19 protein-coding genes are annotated in these 21,551 nt (G+C 68.0%); 6 read left to right on the top strand and 13 right to left on the bottom strand.

The window, feature by feature from the left end; all coding sequences use genetic code 11:
- Positions 1-69: 69 nt before the first annotated feature.
- The 10 genes from EXW95_RS17825 to EXW95_RS17780 all read right to left on the bottom strand — a co-directional run bounded on the left by EXW95_RS17825 (position 70) and on the right by EXW95_RS17780 (position 11,159).
- Positions 70-1,083: an ABC transporter ATP-binding protein gene (locus tag EXW95_RS17825; protein WP_305852129.1), complete on the bottom strand. Its 1,014-nt coding sequence runs from the start codon at positions 1,081-1,083 to the stop codon at positions 70-72.
- On the bottom strand, positions 1,080-2,126 hold the full coding sequence (locus EXW95_RS17820) for an ABC transporter ATP-binding protein (RefSeq protein WP_174368593.1): 1,047 nt from the start codon (positions 2,124-2,126) through the stop codon (positions 1,080-1,082). The genes EXW95_RS17825 and EXW95_RS17820 overlap by 4 nt, the downstream gene beginning before the upstream one ends.
- 111 nt (positions 2,127-2,237) lie before the next feature.
- Positions 2,238-3,374 (bottom strand): ABC transporter permease, encoded by a 1,137-nt coding sequence (locus tag EXW95_RS17815; RefSeq protein WP_174368592.1) that lies wholly within the window; start codon positions 3,372-3,374, stop codon positions 2,238-2,240.
- A gap of 1 nt (position 3,375) precedes the next feature.
- Entirely contained in the window at positions 3,376-4,359 is a 984-nt protein-coding gene (locus EXW95_RS17810; protein ID WP_174368591.1) for an ABC transporter permease, read from the bottom strand.
- A gap of 88 nt (positions 4,360-4,447) precedes the next feature.
- Positions 4,448-6,214: an ABC transporter substrate-binding protein gene (locus EXW95_RS17805; protein WP_174368590.1), complete on the bottom strand. Its 1,767-nt coding sequence runs from the start codon at positions 6,212-6,214 to the stop codon at positions 4,448-4,450.
- Positions 6,215-6,503: 289 nt separating this feature from the next.
- Entirely contained in the window at positions 6,504-7,022 is a 519-nt protein-coding gene (locus EXW95_RS17800) for a GNAT family N-acetyltransferase (protein WP_174368589.1), read from the bottom strand.
- 83 nt (positions 7,023-7,105) lie between these two features.
- Positions 7,106-8,212: a spermidine/putrescine ABC transporter substrate-binding protein gene (locus EXW95_RS17795; protein ID WP_174368588.1), complete on the bottom strand. Its 1,107-nt coding sequence runs from the start codon at positions 8,210-8,212 to the stop codon at positions 7,106-7,108.
- Positions 8,209-9,018, bottom strand: a complete 810-nt coding sequence (locus tag EXW95_RS17790) for an ABC transporter permease (protein ID WP_371810148.1) — start codon at positions 9,016-9,018, stop codon at positions 8,209-8,211. The genes EXW95_RS17795 and EXW95_RS17790 overlap by 4 nt, the downstream gene beginning before the upstream one ends.
- A 94-nt stretch (positions 9,019-9,112) precedes the next feature.
- A complete protein-coding gene (locus EXW95_RS17785; protein WP_371810147.1) occupies positions 9,113-9,940 on the bottom strand; it encodes an ABC transporter permease in 828 nt (275 codons plus the stop codon).
- An 88-nt stretch (positions 9,941-10,028) separates the two neighbouring features.
- Positions 10,029-11,159, bottom strand: coding sequence for an ABC transporter ATP-binding protein (locus EXW95_RS17780; RefSeq protein WP_371810146.1), 1,131 nt, complete (start codon positions 11,157-11,159; stop codon positions 10,029-10,031).
- A gap of 142 nt (positions 11,160-11,301) precedes the next feature.
- Between EXW95_RS17780 and EXW95_RS17775 the strand changes: the two genes are divergently transcribed.
- The 3 genes from EXW95_RS17775 (at position 11,302) to EXW95_RS17765 (ending at position 14,390) form a co-directional block, all read left to right on the top strand.
- Positions 11,302-11,862 (top strand): hypothetical protein, encoded by a 561-nt coding sequence (locus EXW95_RS17775; RefSeq protein ID WP_174368585.1) that lies wholly within the window; start codon positions 11,302-11,304, stop codon positions 11,860-11,862.
- Positions 11,863-12,073: 211 nt separating this feature from the next.
- Positions 12,074-13,060, top strand: a complete 987-nt coding sequence (locus tag EXW95_RS17770) for a peptidoglycan-binding protein (RefSeq protein WP_174368584.1) — start codon at positions 12,074-12,076, stop codon at positions 13,058-13,060.
- Positions 13,061-13,316: 256 nt separating this feature from the next.
- Positions 13,317-14,390, top strand: coding sequence for an N-acetylmuramoyl-L-alanine amidase (locus tag EXW95_RS17765; protein WP_174368583.1), 1,074 nt, complete (start codon positions 13,317-13,319; stop codon positions 14,388-14,390).
- A 21-nt stretch (positions 14,391-14,411) separates the two neighbouring features.
- Here the strand turns inward: EXW95_RS17765 and EXW95_RS17760 are convergent, their stop codons facing one another.
- Together EXW95_RS17760 and map are read right to left on the bottom strand one after the other, a co-directional pair.
- Positions 14,412-15,074 carry a pentapeptide repeat-containing protein gene (locus tag EXW95_RS17760; protein WP_174368582.1) on the bottom strand — a complete coding sequence of 221 codons (663 nt, stop codon included), beginning with the start codon at positions 15,072-15,074 and terminating at the stop codon, positions 14,412-14,414.
- Positions 15,071-15,832, bottom strand: a complete 762-nt coding sequence (gene map, locus EXW95_RS17755) for a type I methionyl aminopeptidase (RefSeq protein WP_174368581.1) — start codon at positions 15,830-15,832, stop codon at positions 15,071-15,073. The genes EXW95_RS17760 and map overlap by 4 nt, the downstream gene beginning before the upstream one ends.
- Positions 15,833-15,923: 91 nt before the next feature.
- Here map and EXW95_RS17750 point away from each other — a divergent pair, with 91 nt between their 5' ends.
- On the top strand, positions 15,924-16,784 hold the full coding sequence (locus tag EXW95_RS17750) for a M55 family metallopeptidase (protein ID WP_174368580.1): 861 nt from the start codon (positions 15,924-15,926) through the stop codon (positions 16,782-16,784).
- A 109-nt stretch (positions 16,785-16,893) separates the two neighbouring features.
- Complete coding sequence (locus EXW95_RS17745) at positions 16,894-17,337, top strand: hypothetical protein (protein WP_174368579.1); 444 nt, start codon at positions 16,894-16,896, stop codon at positions 17,335-17,337.
- 61 nt (positions 17,338-17,398) lie between these two features.
- On the opposite strand, the gene EXW95_RS17740 is transcribed toward EXW95_RS17745, so the two are convergent.
- Positions 17,399-17,605, bottom strand: coding sequence for a hypothetical protein (locus tag EXW95_RS17740; protein WP_174368578.1), 207 nt, complete (start codon positions 17,603-17,605; stop codon positions 17,399-17,401).
- 217 nt (positions 17,606-17,822) lie between these two features.
- On the opposite strand from EXW95_RS17740, the gene pulA reads away from it, so the two are divergent.
- Complete coding sequence (pulA, locus tag EXW95_RS17735) at positions 17,823-21,530, top strand: pullulanase-type alpha-1,6-glucosidase (protein WP_174368577.1); 3,708 nt, start codon at positions 17,823-17,825, stop codon at positions 21,528-21,530.
- The last annotated feature ends 21 nt before the right edge of the window (positions 21,531-21,551 follow it).

The following is a 21,551-nucleotide window of genomic DNA, read 5'->3' as shown; positions in this document are numbered from 1 at the left end:
GTCAGGAACGCGACAGAAAACCCGCCGCCCCGGATGTGGGGTGGCGGGCTGTTCGTCTGCTCGGGACGCTTAGAGGATGTCGTCGCGGATGCAGGCCTTGAAGTGGCCGGGGGCGACTTCGCGCAGTTCGGGGACGATGTTGGCGCAGTCGGCGATCGCGTAGCGGCAGCGGGTGCGGAACACGCACCCCGACGGCGGGTTGATCGGGCTGGGGATGTCGCCTTCCAGGATGATGCGCTGGCGTTTGACGGTGGGGTCGGGCACGGGCGCGGCCGACAGGAGCGCTTCCGTGTAGGGGTGTTTGGGGTTGCGGTTCAGTTCGCGGCTGGGCGCGATTTCCATGACGCGGCCCAGGTACATCACGATGATGCGGTCGCAGATGTACTCGACGACGGCGAGGTCGTGCGCGATGAACAGCACGGTCAGGCCCAGTTCTTCCTGCAGGTCCTGCAGCAGGTTCACGACCTGCGCCTGGATCGACACGTCGAGCGCCGAGACGGGCTCGTCGGCGACGATGAACGCGGGGTCCACGGCCAGGGCGCGGGCGATCCCGATGCGCTGGCGCTGGCCGCCGCTGAACTCGTGCGGGTAGCGGCGCATGTGCTCGGGGCGCAGGCCGACCTTCTGCAGGAGTTCGGCGATGCGGTCGATGCGGCCCTTACCGGGGTGCAGGTTGTGGATCTGCATGGCCTCGCCGATGATGTCGCTGACGGTCATGCGGGGGTTCAGGCTGGCGAACGGGTCCTGGAAGATGATCTGCATCTCGCGGCGGTAGTCACGCATCTGCCCCTTGGACAGCTTGGTGATGTCGGTGCCGTTGAACAGCACCTGCCCGCCGGTCGGTTCGATCAGGCGCAGGATGGCTCGCCCGGCGGTGGTCTTCCCGGAGCCGGATTCGCCCACCAGGCCGACCACTTCGCCGCGCCCGATCTTGAAGGACACGTCGTTGACGGCCTTGACGTTCCCGACGACGCGGGACAGCAGTCCTCCGCGGATCGGGAAGTATTTTTCGAGGTTCTGGACGTCCAGCAGCGTCTCGCCCATGGCGGGCATGCTGCGGCGGTCTTTGCTTACGGCGGTCATGCGGTCACCTCACGCTGCGCCTGCGCGAGTTCACGCCAGCGGATGCAGCGGGACATGTGGCCCTGCCCGGTGTCTTCCAGGGCGGGAACAGCTTTCGAGCAGTCGGGAACGGCGAACTTGCAGCGGGGCTCGAAGGCGCAGCCGGGCGGCAGGTTCAGGGGGTTGGGCACGTTGCCGGGAATGGCTTCCAGGCGGCCCTTGGGCTGGCCGGGCACGTGCTCGTACTCGCCGGGTCTGGGGATGGAGTTCAGCAGACCGATGGTGTAGGGGTGGCGGGGCGCCTGGAAGATGTCCACGACGTCGCCTTCCTCGACCACGCGGCCGCCGTACATCACGACGACGCGGTCGGCCATCTCGGCCACGACCCCGAGGTTGTGCGTGATGAACAGGATGCTCATCCCGACTTCCTTCTGCAGGTTGCGCATCAGGTCGAGAATCTGCGCCTGGATGGTCACGTCGAGCGCGGTGGTGGGCTCGTCGGCGATCAGCAGGGCGGGTTTGCAGCTCAGGGCCATGGCGATCATGACGCGCTGACGCATCCCGCCGGACATCTGGTGCGGGTACTCGTTGACGCGCTTTTCCGGGGCGGGGATGCCCACGAACCGCAGCATGTCGGTGGCGACGCCCATGGCGTCCTTCTTGTTCTTGCCCTGGTGCAGCATGACGGCTTCAGCGATCTGGTCCCCGACGGTATAGACGGGGTTCAGGCTGGTCATGGGCTCCTGGAAGATCATGGAGATGTCGTTCCCGCGGATCTTGCGCATGTCCGCTTCGCTCAGCGTGACGATGTTCTTCTGAACGCCGTCCTTGCCGGTGAAGAGGATCTCCCCTTCCACGATCTTGCCGGGAGGGGTCGGGATCAGGCGCATGACCGACAGGCTGGTGACGCTCTTGCCGGAGCCGGATTCGCCCACGACGGCGAGGGTTTCGCCTTTCTTGATGTGGAAGGTCACGCCGTCGACGCTCTTCACGACACCGTCGTCGGTACTGAAGTAAGTTTTCAGGCCGTTCACGGCCAACAGGACTTCACCCTGGTGGGTCATTGTTCCTCCGTTTTCAACACGTTGTGCATCATACAACCGTTAGGGATTCTAGGGCGTTCTGTCACGTTCGGCGCGGCCAGCGAAATGGGCCGCGCCGGACGTGGGCTGGGGTCAGGAGCGTTTGCGCGGGTCGAAGGCGTCGCGCAGCCCGTCGCCGAGCAGCTGGAAGCACATGACGGTGAACACGATGAAGAAGCCGGGGATCAGGACCCAGGGGCGGGTGTTCAGGCTGCTCAGGCCGCCGTCCTGCGCGGCTTTCAGCAGGCTGCCCCACGAGGCGTAGGGTTCCACGGCGCCGATCCCCAGGAAGCTCAGGCCGGATTCCAGCAGGATGAAGCTGGGGATGGCGAGGCTGGTCGTGACGATCACGTAGGTCGTCAGGGTGGGCAGCATGTGGCGCCACATGATGCGGTTGTCGCTGGCGCCGAGGCTCTTGGCGGCGGACACGAAGTCCTGTTCACGCACGCTGAGCAGCTGCCCGCGCGCGACGCGGGCCAAGCCGCCCCAGCCGATGAAGGCCAGGATGCCCAGGATCACGTACAGCGCCAGGATCGGGTTGATGTCCTTGGGGAACACGCTGCGCAGCAGCAGCAGCAGGAACAGTGAGGGGATCGCGGCAAGCACCTCGACGAGGCGCATGATGATCGTGTCGACGATGCCACCGAAGTACGCGGCCATGGCGCCCATCATCAGGCCGATCAGGGTGGTGATCAGCACCGCGCCGAAGCCGATGGTCAGGCTGATCTGCGAGGCGTACAGCGTGCGGGTGAACAGGTCGCGGCCCAGGTCCTCGGCGCCGAACAGGTACAGACTGCACTCTTCCTTGGTCGTGCCGAACAGGTGCAGGTTGCCGGGGAACAGGCCCAGGATCTTGTAGCTGGCCCCGCGCACGCCGAAGTACAGCGGGCAGCGTTCCGTGGTGGGCTTGAACTCGTTCACGAAGGTGTCCATGTTCAGCTGCTGGGTGTACTTGAACACGTAGGGACGCGTGAACGCGCCGGTGTCGGGGTCCCGGAACTGGATGGGGGTGGGGGGGTGGAAGCGGGTGATGTTGCTGGTCGAGTACGAGGACAGGGCGTCCGGCGCGATGAACGGCGCGAAGATCGCCATGAGGTACAGCAGGATCAGCATCAGGCCGCCGGCCTGAGCGAGGCGGTTCTTGCGGAACTGTTGCCACGCGACAGACAGCTGCGACTGGCCGAGGGCCTTGTCCTTCTTTGCGGGGGTGGTGGGAGCGGTGGTGGTCATGTCAGCCGACCTTGATGCGCGGGTCTACGACCGCGAGGAGAATGTCGCTCAGGGCGTTGCCGATCACGAGCAGGACGGTGGTGATCACGGTGAAGCCCGCGATGAGGTACAGGTCCTGCGCGTTGATCGCGTCGAGGATCATGGGGGTCATGCCTGGGTACGCGAACACGACCTCGATGAATCCGGCGCCGGCGACCGCGCTGGGCAGCAGGCCCCCGATGTTCGCCACGATGGGCAGGATGGCGTTGCGGAAGGTGTGCTTCCAGATGGCGGTGCGTTCGCTGACGCCCTTGGCGCGCGCGGTGCGGATGTAGTCCGAGCGCATGACTTCCAGCATCTGGCCGCGAATGACGCGGGTCAGTCCGGCGGCGTCGCTGACGGCCAGGATGATCGCGGGAATCGCGAGGTGCTTGACGATGTCCAGGAATTTCTGGACCGGGGTCATGCTGTCGTATCCGTTGCTGGTCATGCCGTTGATGGGGATGTCCCAGCCGGTCGCGGTACGGACCTGCAGGATGAAGTAGATGACGATCAGCGCCAGGAAGAAGCTGGGGAAGCCCAGCAGGAAGTACAGGATGACGTTGATGGTCTTGTCGCCCAGCGAGTTCTGCCGCACGGCGCCGAACACGCCGATGGGAATGGCGATGGCGTAGAACAGCACCGTGTACAGCAGCACCAGGTACATCGAGTTGGCGATTCGGGGCTTGATGACGTCCAGCACGGGCTGCTGGTACGAGAACGACAGGCCCAGATCGAAGTTGAAGAGCATGTTCTTCATCCATAGGAAGTACTGCTCGATGGGGTGTCGGTCCAGGCCGAAGTTGCGTTCCAGGGCGGCCAGCGACTCGGGGCTGATGTTCGGGTTGAGCTTGGCCGGGGTCAGGAAGTCGCCGGGGGCCAGCTGGATCACGAAGAAGATCAGGATGCTGGCCAGGAACAGGGTGGGGATGGACTGCACCAGGCGGCGCAGGAGGAATGGGATCATGCGGGTACTCCGTGGGGCGTCATGGGTGTGGGGGGCAGTCCGCGCGGGCGGACCACCCCCCGTGGGAGCAGCGTGCTGCTCTGGTCGCTTACTTGATGAAGGTCAGGGCCTGGAAGCGCTGGCCGTAGTAGGCGTCCATCATGTTGGCTGCGAATTCGCCGCCCAGACGCTCGTTGAAGGCCACGTGGAAGTTGCCGCCCACGAGGTAGATGACGGGCTGCAGTTCGCCTTCGGCCTTCATCAGCTGGCCGCCGATGGCGCGGCGCTTGGCGTCGTTCAGTTCCGCGTCGCCTTGGTAGTACAGCTTGGTCATCAGCTGTTCCTGGCTGGTGGCGCACTTGCCGTCGGTGGGGTTGTTGTAGGAGTGCAGGTTGCCGCCGCAGGGGACGACGTTGCTGCCGAAGCTCCAGATGTTGCTGCCGCCGGACAGGCCCAGCAGGATGGCGTCGAAGGGACGGTTCTCGCCCTTGGAGGTCAGCTGGCCGACCAGGGTGTTGAAGTCGATGGGGGTGAAGTTGACCTTCACGCCGACCTTCTTGGCCTCGTCGGCGAAGATGCGGCCCAGCTGCTCGCGGACGGTGTTGCCCGCGTTGGTGCTCAGGTTGAATTCCAGCACCTTGCCGCTCTTGTCGACCAGGTAGCCCTGGGCGTTCTTCTTGGTGTAGCCGATCTGCGCGAGCAGCTTGCTGGCCTGCGCGAGGTCGTACTTGTACTGGGGGGCGCCGGCGGCGAGGCCCGCCTCGATCTGGTTCTTGAAGATGGGGTAGACGCTGAAGTAGGTCTCGCTACCCAGGCCGCCCAGGGCGAGCTGCACCATGGCCTGACGGTTGGCGATGTGGCTCATGGCGCGGCGGAAGCGCACGTCACGGAACAGTTTCTGCTTGGCGGGGTCGCTGGCCTTGTTCCAGTTGAAGGTGATCCACTGGCTGGTGGCCTGGGGGCTGACGTTGGGCTTCAGGAAGGCCTTCAGGCTGCCGTTGTCGATGGCGCGCTTGGTCTGGGCCAGGTCGTCGGCGTTGCGCATGCCGACGATGTCGATCTGACCGGCCAGGAAGGCGGCCAGGGAGGCGTTGGCGTCGGCGACGATGCGCACGGAGAGGTTGCTCAGGTAGGGCAGTTCCTGACCGCGGCTGTCCTTGTTCCAGTCGCCCCAGTTGTTGTTCTTCTTGAACACGGTGCGCTCGCCGGCGCGGTAGGACTCGACGACCCACATGCCGGGGCTGACGATCTGGCTGGCGGGGGTGGAGAGGCCCCACATCTTCTTGATGGCGTCGGCGCCGCCCTCGCGGTAGGCCTTGCCGAAGACGTGGTCAGGCCAGGGGGCGTAGCTGAGGATGCTCAGGGCGCTGGCGCTGGGCTGGGGGAAGTCGAACTGCAGGGTGTAGTTGTCGATCTTCTTGACCGTGATGGGCTTGCCGACCAGGAAGAAGGAGTCGCGGCTGTTGCTGCCGACCTTGTCGTCGGTGTGGATCTTCCAGGTGGTGACCCAGTCGTCGGCGGTGATGGCCTGACCGTCGCTGAACTTCATGCCCTGGCGGATCTTGACCACGAAGCGCTTGTTGTTGTTGCTGACCACGGCGGGAGCAGCGGCCATGTACGGGATGAACTCGTCGTTGCGGGGGTCCTGGGTGAACAGACCGGCGCCGGTTTCCATGCGGTCAGGGATGCTGTCCGCTTCGCTGCTGGTGAAGGGGTTCATCGTCTTGAAGTCGCTGATGGCGGACAGGCGCAGTTCACCGCCGCGTTTGTTCGCGGTGTTCTGTTCAGCGGTCCAGGCGGCGGGCCAGACGAAGGCGCTCTGGGCGGCGGCGGTGCCGACCGTCAGGGCGAGGGCAAGAGTCAGGGCTTTTTTCATGGGGTCCTCCAGGGTGCGTGAAAGGAAATACGACAAGTTCCGGCGCGCAGCCGGTGAGCTTGAGGTCCAGATTTCGTTTTCCAGCGAGCTAAATATATTGGCGTATGAATGCAGGGTCAAGAACTGCATCTGGGCGCGAGGTCAACTCAAATCAACCTCATGAATTAACTGGCGCATGAATGGAATTGCCCAAGCAAAATTTGCATTTGAAATGCAGAAATGTGATGAGTTGAACAGGGCTGGCCCATTCTGACCGTCGAATGATTTCAGCCCTGTCTAGAGAGGATGCTCAATCTGAGCTTGCGTTCAGCAACCTCTGCACGAACACGAGGTCCAGCCAGCGCCCGAACTTGTGACCCACCTGCCGGAAGTGCGCGACCGGCGTGAAGCCCAGCCGTTCGTGGAACGCGAGGCTCCCGGCGTTCTCGGCATCCACCCCGCCGATCAGCGAGTGCAGCCCACGCGCGCGCGCCTCCTCGATCAGCGGGAGCATCAGGGCGCCGCCCACGCCCTGCCCGCGCAGACCGTCCCGGACGTACACGCTGTGCTCGGCGGTGAAGCGGTAGCCGGGCTTGGCGCGGAACGGCCCGAAGGTCGCCCAGCCGACCACCTCTTCCCCACTGACGGCGACCCAGACGGGCCAGCCGTGCGCGGTTTTCTCGTCGAACCAGTCCAGGCGCGATTCCAGCGTGACCGGTTCGAGGTCGTACGAGGCGGTCGTGTGCTCGACCGCGTGATTGTAGATGTCAGTGATGGCGGGCACGTCCGCACGGGCCGCGGCGCGCACGGTGACGGGACTGTGGGTCATGCGCGCACGGTAGGTCAGTGCGGGGCACAGTGCAAGGCCAACGCGCCGCCCCGGTCAGAGGCGACGCGCCGATGCAGACCAGGTCAGCGGCTCTTGAGTTCCGTCCAGATGCGGTCGTACAGCCGCTGCGGGCGCCCTCCTGGCAGCTCGCCGATGAAGTCCAGTCGGCCGTCCGTGAGCCACGCGGCAGGCGGATTCAACGCCGGGATGTCCTTCAGGAAGTCGTCCAGGTACGAGCGGGCGGCGGCGTTCGGGGTGGCGTAGTAGGTGTAGTTGCTGAGCTGCGCGCCGTTTTCCCCGTCCAGGATGAAGTCGATGAAGCGGTGCGCCAGTTCGGGGTTGGGGCTGCGTTTCAGGACGACCAGGGTGTCCATGCTGATGGTCGTGCCCTGGCGGGGCAGCAGCACCTGCACGTTCTCGTCCTCCTCGGTGGCGATCAGCAGGTCACCGACGTAGATCTGCCCGAGGTCCACGGTCTTCGCCAGGAGTTTGTTGCGGGTGCCGGGGCCGCCGTCGAAGCCCTGGAAGCCCTTCTTCGCCACCACGCGGCGCAGCAGGTCCCGCGCGGCGCGCAGTTCCTCGACGCGGGTGGTGTTCGCGCTGAACCCCAGGTATTTCAGGGCCGCGCCGATCACCTCGCGCGGATCGTCGAGCAGCACGAAAGAGCGGCGGTCATCCGGGCCGAAGATCTCCGCCCAGGTGTCCCGCGGCACGTACCGCTGCCTGTTGAACGCCAGTCCGGTCGCGGCGTACTGGTACGGCACGGAGTACACGTTCCCAGGGTCGTAGTCGGCGTTCAGGAAACCGGGCGCGATGTTCTTCAGGTTGGGAATCTGGGATTTGTCCAGAGGCTGGAGCAGTCCGGCGCGCACCATGGTCTGCACGACGTAGTTGCTGGGCACCGCGAGGTCGTACTGCGCTCCGCCCCCCTGCAGCTTGGCGAGCATGGCCTCGTTGCTCTCGAAGGTGTCGAGCACGACCCGCACGCCGTTCGCCTTCTCGAAGGCCTTCACCAGATCGGGGTCGATGTACTCCGACCAGATGAAGATGCGAAGGGTCTTCCCGTCCCCGCGCGGGACAGGGGTCGCCTGACCCGCCGCGCCCGTCTGGGCCTGCGCGGGTTTCTGCACGCGGTAACAGCCGCTCAGGAGCAGCAGGCCCGCGGCGGCCAGCAGCGCGGCCCGCTTCACGCGTCCCGCCGGGGGCGAAGCAGCGCGTTCGCCGCGACGATGGCGACCACCGTCACGAGCACCAGCAGCGCACTCAGCGCGTTGATGTCCGGCGTCACGCCGCGCTTCACGTTCGTGTAGATCAGCACGGGCAGCGTGCTGAAGCCCGACCCGCTCGTGAAGTACGTGACCACGAAATCGTCCAGGGACAGCGTGAACGCCAGCAGCGCGCCCGCCAGCACGCCCGGCATCGCCAGCGGCAGAATGATCCGCCGGAACGACTCCCAGCCACTCGCGCCCAGGTCACGCGCGGCCTCCTCCAGCTCCGGGCCGTACCCGGCGAGCCGCGAGCGCACCGTCAGCGCCACGTAACTGATCTGGAAGGTGACGTGCGCGAGCAGCACCGTCCAGAAGCCGTTGTCGAAGGTCCACCCGGTGCGCTCCAGGCCCTGCCGGACGAACGAGTAGAACATCAGCAGACTGACCCCCATCACCACGTCCGGCACCACGATCGGCAGGACCAGCAGCCCCGTCAGGGCCGTGCGGAAGCGCAGCGTGTACCGCCACAGGCCCAGGCCCACCAGGGTGCCCAGCACCGTGCTGACCAGCGTGCTGAGCAGGGCGATCTCCAGCGTGTGCGCCAGTGCCTCGCGCACGTCCGCGCGGGCGAACAGCACCCCGTACCACTTGGTGGTAAAGCCCGCCCACGTCGCCCCGAAGCGCGAATCGTTGAACGAGAACACCACCAGCACGACAATCGGCAGGTACAGGAACGCGTACACCAGCCACGCCCACACGCTCAGGGCCGGATGCGTCCGCCGGATCACAGTGCCCTCCGGGCCGTCGATGGGCGAAGGGTGATGGTTGATGGAACCTCTTTCAACCATCGACCATCAACCATCAGCCGTGCGCGCAGCGCACTCATACGAGTTCCTCCAGGCCCTTCTGCCCGGCCACGCGGGCGTACGCCCACAGGCCCAGCAGCACGGCGCCCATCAGGAGGAAGCTCAGGGCGCTGCCGTACGGCCAGTCGCCCGCCTGCCCGAACTGGTTCTGGATGAGGTTCCCCACCAGGGCCGTCTTCGCGCCGCCGAGGATGTCGCTGACGACGAACGTGCCCAGCGCGGGAATGAAGGTCAGGAGGATGCCCGCCACCAGCCCGGGCAGGGTCTGCGGGAACACGGCGCTCAGGAACGCCCGGACGGGCGGCGCGCCGAGGTCCTCGGCGGCTTCCAGCAGGCGCCAGTCGATCTTCTCGACGCTGGAGTACACGGGCAGCACGAAGAACGGCACGAACGCGTACACCATGCCCAGCAGCGTGGCGGTCAGGCTGGGCACCAGATCGAAGGGGCGCAGGATCAGGATCCAGGCGTACACGCGGATCAGGAAGTTCGTCCAGAACGGGATGATCAGCAGCAGCAGCAGCAGGTTCTTGCGCCGCGCGTCCTGCCGGGCGATGTAGAACGCCAGCGGGTACCCCATCAGCACGCACAGCGCCGTACTCAGCGTGGCGACCCACACGCTGCGCCACAGCACCCGCACGTTGTCCCCGGTCCACTCCTGGAACAGCGCGTCGTACCCGAACACCCGCTGCCAGGACTCCAGCGTCCACGGGCCGCCCACCTGCGCGAGGTCCGTGCGCGTCAGGAACGAGTACCCCAGCATCACCAGGGCAGGCACGATCAGGAACACGGCCAGCCACACCACGCCCGGCCCCAGCGTGGCGAAAAACCGCCGCACGGTCAGCACGGGGCACCTGCCGAGGGTTGATGGTTGATGGTTGACAGTTGATGGAACACCTCTCTATCGACCATCAACTTTCTACTTTCAACCCCCATCACGCTTCTTCCAGTACGACGAGGTTGTCGGGTGGCAGGTACAGGGCGACCTGCTCGTCGTAGTCGAAGTCCTCGTCCGCGCCGATGTCGGCGTTCAGCTGGAACGCGACGAGCTGCTGCCCGCCGGCCTGGAGGAGGTACTGGTTCTCGGCGCCGGTGTACACGATGTCGTCCACGCGGGCGCGGATCTCGTTGCCTTCGGTCTCGTCGTCGCGTTCCATCCTCAGTTTCTCGGGGCGGACGGACAGCGTGACGGTCTGGCCGGGGCGCAGGCCCTCGCCGTGGGTGGTGCGCAGCGGGCCGTGCTCGGTCTGCACGGTCGCCTCATGGCCGTCCACGCTCAGGACGGTGCCCTCGATCAGGTTGCTGCTGCCCAGGAAGTTCGCCACGAACGCCGTCCTCGGACGCTCGTACAGTTCCTCGGCGCGGCCCAGCTGTTCCACGCGGCCCCGGTTCATCACGGCGATACGGTCGCTCATGACCAGCGCCTCCTCCTGATCGTGCGTGACGAACACGAACGTCATCCCCAGCGTCTCCTGCAGGTTGGCGAGTTCCACCTGCAACTCCTTGCGGAGCTTCAGGTCCAGCGCGGACAGCGGTTCGTCCAGCAGCAGCACCTGCGGTTCGTTCACGATGGCGCGGGCCAGCGCCACCCGCTGCCGCTGCCCGCCCGACAGCTGATCCGGGCGGCGCGTGGCGAAATCCGCGATGCGGACCCGCTCCAGCGCCTGCATGACCCGCCCCCGGATCTGCGCGGCAGGCACACCCTTCATGCGCAGGCCGAACGCCACGTTGTCCTGCACGGTCATGTGCGGGAACAGCGCGTAACTCTGGAACACCGTGTTCACGTCCCGCCTGTGCGGCGGCACGCCGGTCATGTCCTGCCCGCCGATCAGCACCGCGCCCGCGTCGGGCTGCTCGAAGCCCGCCAGGATGCGCAGCAGGGTCGTCTTGCCACAGCCGGACGGCCCCAGCAGGCTGAAGAACTCACCCCGGCGGATATCGAGGTCGATGTCGTCCAGTACGCGCGTCTCGGCGCCGCCCGGCGAGCGGAAGCTCTTGCGCACGCCGCGCACGCTGACAGCCGCGTCGTCCGCGAGGTCACGCGGCCGTTTTCCCTTGAAGGTCACGCCGCTGATGGCGTCACCCCGGTCCAGTACACAGTCATCCCCAGATTGTAGATGCCATGCCCGGCAGGTCCGCCTTTCGGGGGACGAGCCCCCCATGCCCGGCAGGTACAGTCGAGCGCAATAGCCCCCTGGAGGTGTTCCCGTGGACCTTGAAGCGATCGTCGTCCCCGCCCTGTTCTTCGGCAGCGTGTTCGGTTTCCCGCTGCTGCGCCGCCAGATGATCCACCGTCACGAACTGGAACGCGAGGCGCTGCGCCGCGGCTTCCTGCCCACCCGCGTGACGCAGGAACACCCGGCCCTGCCCGCCCCGGCGACCCTCAGCGCCGGGGATGATGCGCCGACCCTGGCGCTGCGCCTGCCGGAACCGCACCGGCTGTTCGCGCTGGCGCTGCTGTGCCGCCTGGAGGACACGCCCCCACCTGCCGAGGAACGCTCGCGGACCATGCTGGCGCAGATCCGCCTGGAGTACCTGCCGGAAACCCTGCGCGCCTACCTGCACCTGACCCCCGCCGGGCGCGAGCAGCTGCGCGCCCAGGGCCGCGACCCCGAGGGGCTGCTGCGCGAACAGCTGGAGCGCCTGAACGAGGGCCTGGACGACCTGCTGCGGCACGACCACGCGGCCGCCGACCGGCTGCTCACGCAGGGGCACTTCCTGCGCGACCGTTTCGGCGCGGCGCACGGCGAGACGCTGAAAGCCCACTGACTCCGCCGGTCAGCCCTGCCCCCCGGAGCGTTCGGCCGGGGGGATTGCCACTGCACCTGCTATGCACTGGGACGCACCACCGGCCACATGACACCAGACCGTGCGACCCCACGGTGGAAGCGCTACAGTCAGGGTCACGCGTCAATTCACTGGGGTCCGGTCGTTCACCCGGACAGTCCCCCATTCCCCAGACGCGTGCCCGGAGGTCCCCATGAGCGTCCGTCTTCCCCTGCTTCTCACTGTGCTCCTGGCCGGGTGCGCCGCGCCCAGCGCCCCCACCTCGCTGTCCCCCACGCCCACGCTGGGCGCGCAGTCCGTGCTCACGTGGCAGGCGCTGCGTCAGGGCGACAGCGGCCGCGACGTGGTCACGTTGCAGTACCTGCTGCGCCACCGCGGGTACACCCTGAGCGTGGACGGCGCGTTCGGTGCCGGGACCGACAGCGCCGTGCGGTCCTTCCAGAGCGCCAGCGGCCTGACGGTGGACGGAATTGTGGGCGGCAACACCTGGGAGAAACTGATCGTGACCGTGCGCCAGGGCGACAGCAGCAACGCCGTGCGCGCTGTGCAGGATCAGCTGCGCAGCGGGTACGGGTACACGGCTGTGACCGTGGACGGCGTGTTCGGGTCCGGCACGAACACGGCCGTGCGGGACTTCCAGACCAGACGCGGCCTGAGCGCCGACGGCGTGGTGGGCCTGAACACCTGGCACGCCCTGGTGACCGGCGCCAGCACCGGCGGGACGGGCACGACGGCCAGCCTCGCGCAGAGCATCCTGAACACCAGCCGCGTGACGCTGGGCACCAGTAGCAGCACCACGAACGGCAACCCCCGGCAGAACATGCTGGACACCGCCGCCGGGCGGGCCGTCACGCGCGGCTGCGCCAGCAACGCCAACTGCGGCCTGACCGTCTACCTGAAAAAGAGCATGTTGCAGGGCATGTCCGACATGTCGCGCAGCAACAGTTTCTACGTCACCTCCATCGCGGGCGGCGTGCATTCCACGTACTCGGACCACTACGCGGGTCTGGCGTTCGACATCGGCATCTGGAACGGCGTGAGCCTCAGCAGCCCGAACAGCGCCCACACGGCGGCGCGCAACGCGTGCCTCGCGGCGGGCAGTGATCCGGGGCAGACCTTCAACGCGTACTACGACCCGCCCGGCGGGCACAGCAACCACGTTCACTGCGCGTGGAACTGACCGTGACGACCCGCCGCCCACGGGCGCGAGCCTTGCCAGCCGGACCAGTCTGCACCGAAGCGACAGATCCCGCCCAGATGCCATCGGTGGCTCTGGCGTCACTGCTCCGCCCGCCCCGCACGCGCGCGGCGAAAGGTCCGGCGCACTCAGGAATGGGGAGCGTTGCGGTATGGCCCCGGCCCATCCTTCGCAGGTCGTCTCCATCGGGCCGCTGGTCGCGGTCCCCGTTCCCCACCGCTGCCCCGAGGAGAAGACGATGAACAGCCTCCACCGACGCGACGTGCTGAGACTGGGTCTGCTGGCAAGCGCCAGTGCCGCCCTGGCCAGTTGCGGCGTTCCCCTGACCCGCGTGCCCGAGCGGCTGAACTCACTGGCGGTGGCCGCGCCGAGTATCTCGACCTGCGCGGCGTGGCTGGCGCAGCCCGCGACCGCTCCCATCGTGATGCTCGCGGCGCGGCCCACGCGCATCCTGGTGCACCACACGGCCAGCGCGAACTCCACGGACCTGTCACAGGCGCAGGCGTTCAGTCTGGCCCGGACCATCCAGCAGAGTCACTTCTCGCGCGGGTGGATCGACTCCGGGCAGCAGTTCACGATCAGTCGCGGCGGGTACGTCCTGGAGGGCCGGCACCGCAGCCTGGAGGCCGCGCAGGGCGGCACGCAGCACGTGCAGGGCGCGCACTGTGACGGGCAGAACGACGTGGCGGTCGGCATCGAGAACGAGGGCACGTACATGACCGTCTCGCCGCCGGGCGGGCAGTACAGCGCGCTGGTGGGTCTGTGCGCGTGGCTGTGCCAGCAGTACGGCATTCCCGCCACGGAACTGTACGGGCACCGGGACTTCAACAACACGAGCTGCCCCGGCGACGTGCTGTACGCGAAACTCCCGCAACTGCGCGCGGACGTGGCGGCGCGGCTGGGCGTGCAGGTCCGCATCTGGCCCACCACGAAGACCGGCATGACCGGCGAGCGCGTCCGCAGCGCGCAGCGCCTGCTGATCGCCGCCGGGCAGACCCTGACGGCGGACGGCAGTTACGGCAGCGGCACCGCCAGGGCCGTCAGCGCCTTCCAGGCAGGGGTGGGCCTCACGGCGGACGGACTGATCGGATCGGCCACCTGGGAACGCCTGATCCGCACGGTCCGCCGGGGGGACAGCGGACCGGCGGTGCAGGCGGCGCAGGGGCAGCTCGCGGCGCGCGGGTACGCGGTCACGGTGGACGGCGCGTTCGGTCCCGGCACCGAGAGCGCCGTGAAATCCTTCCAGACGAGTAAAGGTCTCACGTCGGACGGCGTGGTCGGCCCGAACACCTGGCTGGCGCTGGAAAGCTGAGGAATAAGCGGCCCCGGCGGCCTACGCGTCGCCGGGCCGTTCCGCGACGGTCACGCCGAGCAGGTGCGCGAGGTCGAGCACCTGCGCGGCCTCCACCATGACGCCCTGCAGGTCGGCCGCCCCGGCGCGCAGGCCCCCCAGGGCGCTGCCGCGCAGGTCCGCGCCGTCCAGCTGCGCGCCGCGCAGGTCGGTGCGGTGCAGGCGGCAGTCCCGCACCACGGCTCCGGGCAGTTTCGCCTCCATGAAGCTGGCCTCGCTGAGGTCGCAACCGCTGAGGTGCAGGTGCAGGGCGTCGGCGCGCTGCCAGACGCTCAGGGGCGCGTGGACGCGGGTCAGGCGCACGTGCCGCAGGCGCACGCCAGCCGCCTGGAGGCCCAGCAGGCGCGAGCCCGTGACCTCGGCCCGTTCCAGGCTCACGTCCGTCCAGCGCGCGCCGCTGAGGTCGCAGTCCTCGAAGTGGACGTCCAGCAGCCGCACCCGCTCCCAGGTGCTGCCGGTGAGGTTCACGCGGCGGAACACGCACCCGGCGAAGGTCACGCTGTGCAACGCGGCCAGAGCGGGCCAGTCGCCCCCCTCGAACAGCGCGCCGCGCAGGGTCGCCTCGTCCTCTATCTGGTCCGGGCTGGGCGCGCGGACGCCGCCACGCGGGAATTTCGGGGGTGTCGGCGCGGCGGGCCTGTTCACACCGTCAGGATCTCGTGGCCCTTCGCGGTGACGACGACGGTGTGCTCGAACTGTGCGCTGGGGCTGCCGTCGGCCGTGACGACCGTCCAGCCGTCGGCGAGGAGGCGCGTCTCGGGACGGCCCAGGTTGATCATGGGTTCGATGGTGAACACCATGCCCGGCTGGAGTTTCAGGCCGGTGTAGCGCGCGCCGTAGTGCAGGACGGTGGGTTCCTCGTGCAGGCGTTTGCCGATGCCGTGCCCGGTGTACTCGCGCACCACGCCGTACCCACGGCCCTCGGCGAGGCTCTGGATGGCGTGCCCGATGTCCCCCAGGCGCGCGCCGGGCTTCACGAGGTCCAGCGCGTCCTTCAGGGACTCGCGGGTGGTGTCCACGAGTCCCTGCACCTCCGCGCTGACCTGACCGACCGTGTACGTGGTGCAGGCGTCCCCGTAGTAGCCGTCGAGCAGCACGCCGATGTCCACGCCGATGATGTCGCCGTCCTTGAGTTCGCGGGCGTCGGGGATGCCGTGGCAGATGACCTCGTTCACGCTGGCGCAGATCGTGCCGGGGAAGGGGTTGTTCTTCGGGCCGTACCCGACGTACGCGGGAATCGCGCCGGCCTTGCGGATGTGTTCCTCGGCCAGGCGGTCGAGTTCCTTGAGGGTCACGCCGGGTTTCACGAACGGCGCAAGAATTCGGAAGGTGTCGGCGACGAGCGCGCCCGCGCGGCGCATGATGTCGATTTCACGGGCGGATTTCAGGGGCACGCGGCTCATAACGCATGAGGCTAACACGCCCGCGCCGCGACGGGACCGCCGCAGGTCACGCTGCGCGCCCCCTCCCCTGCCCGCTGGTACGCTTCCGGGCATGACCGAACGGCGAGTGGTGATCAGCGTGGACATGGAAGGCGTGTGCGGGGTGTCGAGCTGGGTGCAGGTCAGCCCCCCGGAATTCGGCGGACTGGTCAGCGGCGCGGAGTACGAACGCGCCCGTGAACGCATGACGCTGGAGGCGGCCGCCGCCGCGCAGGGCGCGCTGGACGCCGGGGCGACGGACGTGCTCGTGAACGACAGTCACGACACCATGCGCAACCTGATCCCGGAACTGCTGCCCGACGGGGTGCGGTTCACGAGCGGGAACGACAAGCCGCTGAGCATGGTGCAGGGCGTGCAGGAGGCCGGTGTGGTGGGCCTGCTGTTCGTGGGCTACCACGCGCGCGCCGGAAGTGTGCGCGGCCCGCTGGCGCACACCTGGAACGGCTTCATCCGGGACGTGGTCGTGAACGGCGTGAGCACCGGCGAGTACGGCCTGAACGCCCTGCTGGCCGGGCATTACGGTGTGCCGGTGCTGTTCGCGTCCGGGGACGACGTGGCCATGGGCGAGATCACGGCGGAACTGGGAGCTGGGGTGGTCACGGTGCCCGTGAAGGAGGGCCTGAGTGCCTTCGCGGCGGCGCACCTGCACCCGCGCGAGGCGCAGCGCCGCATCCGGGACGGGGCGCGCCGGGCAGTGGAGGCGGCGGGCGACGCGGCGCCGTACGTGACCCGCTGGCCTGCGCACGCGCAGGTCAGTTTCAACCACCAGGCCCGCGCGGACGCGTGCGAGCGCGTTCCCGGCGTGACCCGCGTGGACGCCGTCACGGTCGGGTGGCACAGCCCGGACGCGTACCACCTGTTCCAGACGTTCCGCATGCTCGCCAAGGTGGCCGAGGTCCGCCTGGACGGGTGACCGACCCCCTCTGCTCGCCTGAACATGCTCAGGGCCGTGATCGGAGTCGCGGCCCGGTCAGATCGGAAGTCCGGTCACGTTCTCACGCGAGGCCTGCTAGCCTGCGGGCATGAAGCGTTTCCTTCCGCTGCTGGCCGCCCTGACCCTCTCTGCGCCTGCCTCCGCCGCCGTGGCGTGGGCCGGGGCGGACGCCACCACCACGGGCTTCGGCGTGCACGCGGGCGCGGCCCTGCTGCCCATTCCGTTCGTCGGGACGGTGGGCGTGGAGGGCAGCGCCGAGCGGCCCTGGCGCGTCACGGACACCACCTTCAACCGCGTGGCGCTGGGCCTGACGCTGCGTGACCTGAACATTCCCCTGTCGAAGGTGGACGCCTTCGCCACGCTGGGCGGGCAGGCGCTGCTGCCCTCGTTCGGCGGGGACAACGTGTACGCGCTGTACGGCGAGGCGGGGCTGCGCGGACCGGTGTTCGGCCCGGCGGGCTGGCGGGCTTTCGTGCGCGGCACGAGCGCCGGGAACTTCGGAGCGGGACTGGGACTGGAACTGCGATTCTGATCAGCTGAACTGTGGAAGCGGCGCGCCAGTTAACCCGGCGCGCCGCTCTCTTCATGTGAGGTTACCCGTCGTTGGTGTTGTCGTTGTCGGGGTCCATCTGGCGGTTGGGTTCGCCGTGTTCGACGCCGATGTCGGGGTTGCCGGGGCTGTCCTGCACGACGCCACGGTCGTCGTAGTCGGCGGGGATGTGGCGCAGGCTCTCGGCGTCGCTGTGGTTCTCCTGGGGCTGGTCGAGGGTCTCGTCGCTTCGGTGTCCGGTTCCGGTCATGCGGCTCAGCGTAGGGGGCGGCGGGGTGGGGCGCGTGTGGGGTGGGTCAAGGGGACTTGATGCGCTGTGGAACGCTTCCATTCACGCCTCGCGGGGTCGAGGTGGCTGCAGGCGGCGGAAAGTTCGCCCTGATCGACGTTTTCAGGATGGCCGCGTGGAATTTCGGACCGTCGCCCCTCCCCCTTTCAGTTTTGGAAGCGCTACAATTTCCATACCAATGAAACGACTGGCGACCCTGCTGACGGTCGCGCTGTCTGCTTCGGCAGCGGCGCAAACATCCCTGCCCGCCGACACCGCGCGGGTCCACTACCAACGTGCAGACGGCGCGTACGCCGGCTGGGGCCTGCACCTCTGGGAGGACACCACCGCCCAGGTCACCTGGGACAAACCCCTGACCCAGAGCGGCAGGGACGACTTCGGCGCGTACTACGACATTCCCCTGAAACCCGGCGCGCAGAAGGTGGGCTTCATCATGCACAAGGGGGACGACAAGGACCCGGGCGCGGATCTGTGGTTCGACCTGAGCCGGGGCCGGGAACTGTTCCTGAAGTCCGGCAGCGCGAACGTGGCCTACGCGAAGGCCGGGCCGTTCACGGTGGACGCCAGCAAGGTTCCGGTCGCGCAGGCCGCCGCTACTCCGGCCGCGACCGCTCCGGCGGCGGCCCCGGCGGCCACCTCGGCCGCGCAGCCCATCCCGAAGAACGTCCTGCGCGTACGCTACGTCCGCCCGGACGGCAAGTACGACGGGTGGGGCCTGCACGCCTGGGAAGACACCAGCGCGCAGGTCGAGTGGAGCAAACCCCTCCCTCCCACCGGCGTGGACGCGGGCGGCGCGTACTGGGACGTGCCTCTCAAGGACGGCGCGGCGAAGGTGGGCTTCATCGTGCACAAGGGCGACGAGAAGGACCCGGGTGCCGACATGTTCGCCGACCTGACGAAGGGGAACGAGGTGACCGTCATGAGCGGCAAGGCCGAGTTCGCGTACGGCGCGCCCGCCGTGCTCAGCGACCCGCCCGTCCCGGCCGGTGTGGCCCGCATCAACTACTACCGCCCGGACGGCAAGTACGACGGGTGGGGCCTGCACGCCTGGGAGGACACCACCGCGCAGGTCGAGTGGAGCAAGCCCCTGACGCCCACGGGCACGAATTCGTTCGGCGTGTACTGGGACGTGCCCATGAAGACCGACTGGAAGAAACTGGGGTTCATCGTGCATAACGGCGACAATAAGGATCCGGGGGCCGATCAGTTCCTGACGAGCGACATGGGCAATCAGGCGTGGATCGTGAGTGGCAGCGCGACCGTGAACACCACCAGGCCCGATACGAGTGTGCGCACGGTGGGCGACCTGACGCGCGCGCAGGCGGTGATGCTGTCGCGTGACCTGATCGCGGTGAAGCCGGAGTTCGTGCAGCCCGGCGCGTTCCTGACGCTGCACGCCGCGCGGGGCGGCGGCCTGAAACTGTCGGCGGTCGGGGTGGACGGCGGCGACAGCCTGACCCTGGAGGAAGTCGAGGGGGGCCTGAGCGCCGCCCTGAAGGCGAAAGCGCCGTACCTGAGCGGCTACGCGCTGCTGCGGGTGCGGCCCGAGGACGCCGCGCGCATCGGGACCGCGTTGCAGGGTCAGGTGGCGGTGAGCAGCGTCATGCCGGACGGCACGGTGCTGGGCGCGACCGGCGTGCAGACCGCCTGGGCGCTGGACGACCTGTTCGCGTATGACGGCGCGCTGGGCGCGCAGTGGCAGGGCAACACCCCGACGCTGCGGCTGTGGGCGCCGACCGCGCAGGACGTCAAATTACGCCTGACCCTGGCCGGTGGTCAGGAGACGGTCGTGCCGATGACCCGCGACGCGAAGGGCGTCTGGACCGTCAGGGGCGCGCAGACCTGGCGCGGCGCCGCCTACCGCTACGAGGTGAAGGTGTACGCGCCCTCGACCGGGAAGGTCGAGACGAACCTCGTGACCGACCCGTACTCGGTGGCGCTGACGCGGAACAGCACCCGCTCGGTGCTCGTGGACCTGAACGATCCGGCCACCAAACCCCAGGCGTGGGACGCGCTGAAAAAGCCCGCGCTGCGCTCCGCGAGTGACCTGAGCTTCTACGAACTGCACCTGCGGGACTTCAGCGCGGCGGACAGCACGGTCCCGGCGGCGCAGCGCGGCACGTACCTCGCATTCGCGCAGGCGGCCAGCGACGGCGTGAAGCACCTGAAGGCCCTGGCGAACGCCGGGCTGAAGGCGGTGCACCTGCTGCCCACCTTCGACATCGCCACCATCGAAGAGGACAAGGCGGCGTGGAAGTCCACGGGAGACCTGGGCAAGTTCGCGCCGAACAGCGACGAGCAGCAGAAGGCTGTGACCGCCGTGAAGGACCAGGACGCGTACAACTGGGGCTACGACCCGTACCACTACATGGTGCCGGAAGGCAGCTACGCCGTGAACCCGGACCAGCGGACGCTGGAGTACCGCCGCATGGTCGCCGCGCTGAACGGCATGGGGCTGCGCGTCGTGCAGGACGTCGTGTTCAACCACACGGCCGCCAGTGGACAGGCGGACCGCAGCGTGCTGGACCGGATCGTGCCCGGCTACTACCACCGCCTGAACGCGAACGGCGCGGTGGAGAACAGCACCTGCTGCTCGAACACCGCCACCGAGCACGTCATGATGCGCAAACTCATGGTGGACACGCTGGTCCTGATGGCGAAGGCGTACAAGGTAGACGGCTTCCGCTTCGACCTGATGGGCCACCACATGGTCGCCGACATGCAGGCCGCCCGCAAGGCGCTCGACGCCCTGACCGTCCAGAAGGACGGCGTGGACGGCAAGAGCATCTACCTCTACGGCGAGGGCTGGGACTTCGGGGAGGTGCAGGGCGGTGGGCGCGGAACAAACGCCACGCAGATCAACCTGTTCGGGCAGGGCATCGGGACCTTCAACGACCGCCTGCGCGACGCCGTTCGCGGCGGGAACCCCTTCGGCGGCCTGCAGGAGCAGGGCTTCGCCACCGGACTGTTCGTGCTACCCAACGGCCAACCCGTGAACGCGGACAGGGCCAGGGCGCTGCGTCTGGCGGATCAGGTGCGGATCGGCCTGACCGGCAACCTGCGCGACTACCGCTTCACGGACGCGACCGGCAAGATCGTGAAAGGCTCCGAAATCGGCTATAACGGCGCGCCCGCCGGGTACGCCGCCAGCCCCCGCGAGGCGATCACGTACGTCAGCGCGCACGACAACCAGACGCTGTTCGACGCGATCCTCCTGAAAGCCCCCGCCAGCGCCACCCCGGCCCAGCGGACCCGCATGCAGAACGTCGCGAACAGCGTCGTGCTGCTCGGGCAGGGTCTGCCGTTCAGTTACGCCGGGGATGAGATGCTGCGCTCCAAGAGCTTCGACACCGACAGCTACAACAGCGGCGACTGGTTCAACACGCTGGACTACACCGGCAAGAGCAACGGCTTCGGCAAGGGCCTGCCGCCCGCCGAGAAGAACGCCGCGAACTGGGACCTGTACCGCGGCCTGCTGGGGAACACCGCCCTGAAGGTCAGCTCGACCGACGTGAAGCGCGCCTTCGACCACTACCAGGAGATGCTGCGCGTCCGGTACTCCAGCACCCTGTTCCGCATGGAGACGGGGGCGCAGGTGCAGCAGGGCCTGACGTTCCTGAACGTGGGACCGCAGCAGCAGCCGGGCGTGATCGCCATGAAACTCAGCGGCGCCGTGAGCCCCACCAACCCCTACCGCAACGTGGTCGTCGTGTTCAACGCGACCGGCCAGAGCGTGACCCTCAGCGACGCGGCCCTGGCTGGCCTGAACCTCAGCCTGCACCCCGCGCTGGCCGCCAGCACGGACGCGACCGTGAAGACCAGCCGCGCGAGCGGGAACAGCGTGACGGTGCCTGCGCTGACCACCGCCGTGTTCGTCGGGAAGTAATTCCGCACGGGGCAGGGGGCC

Origin of the sequence: Deinococcus sp. JMULE3 (assembly GCF_013337115.1) — a bacterium.
Lineage (GTDB): Bacteria > Deinococcota > Deinococci > Deinococcales > Deinococcaceae > Deinococcus.
This window is presented reverse-complemented; position numbering and strand designations above follow the sequence as displayed.

Coding starts and splice junctions, on each gene's coding strand:
- EXW95_RS17825 (WP_305852129.1), bottom strand. CDS start 1,083: ATGACCGCCGTAAGCAAAGACCGCCGCAGCATGCCCGCCATGGGCGAG.
- EXW95_RS17820 (WP_174368593.1), bottom strand. CDS start 2,126: ATGACCCACCAGGGTGAAGTCCTGTTGGCCGTGAACGGCCTGAAAACT.
- EXW95_RS17815 (WP_174368592.1), bottom strand. CDS start 3,374: ATGACCACCACCGCTCCCACCACCCCCGCAAAGAAGGACAAGGCCCTC.
- EXW95_RS17810 (WP_174368591.1), bottom strand. CDS start 4,359: ATGATCCCATTCCTCCTGCGCCGCCTGGTGCAGTCCATCCCCACCCTG.
- EXW95_RS17805 (WP_174368590.1), bottom strand. CDS start 6,214: ATGAAAAAAGCCCTGACTCTTGCCCTCGCCCTGACGGTCGGCACCGCC.
- EXW95_RS17800 (WP_174368589.1), bottom strand. CDS start 7,022: ATGACCCACAGTCCCGTCACCGTGCGCGCCGCGGCCCGTGCGGACGTG.
- EXW95_RS17770 (WP_174368584.1), top strand. CDS start 12,074: ATGAGCGTCCGTCTTCCCCTGCTTCTCACTGTGCTCCTGGCCGGGTGC.
- EXW95_RS17765 (WP_174368583.1), top strand. CDS start 13,317: ATGAACAGCCTCCACCGACGCGACGTGCTGAGACTGGGTCTGCTGGCA.
- map (WP_174368581.1), bottom strand. CDS start 15,832: ATGAGCCGCGTGCCCCTGAAATCCGCCCGTGAAATCGACATCATGCGC.
- EXW95_RS17750 (WP_174368580.1), top strand. CDS start 15,924: ATGACCGAACGGCGAGTGGTGATCAGCGTGGACATGGAAGGCGTGTGC.
- EXW95_RS17745 (WP_174368579.1), top strand. CDS start 16,894: ATGAAGCGTTTCCTTCCGCTGCTGGCCGCCCTGACCCTCTCTGCGCCT.
- EXW95_RS17740 (WP_174368578.1), bottom strand. CDS start 17,605: ATGACCGGAACCGGACACCGAAGCGACGAGACCCTCGACCAGCCCCAG.
- pulA (WP_174368577.1), top strand. CDS start 17,823: ATGAAACGACTGGCGACCCTGCTGACGGTCGCGCTGTCTGCTTCGGCA.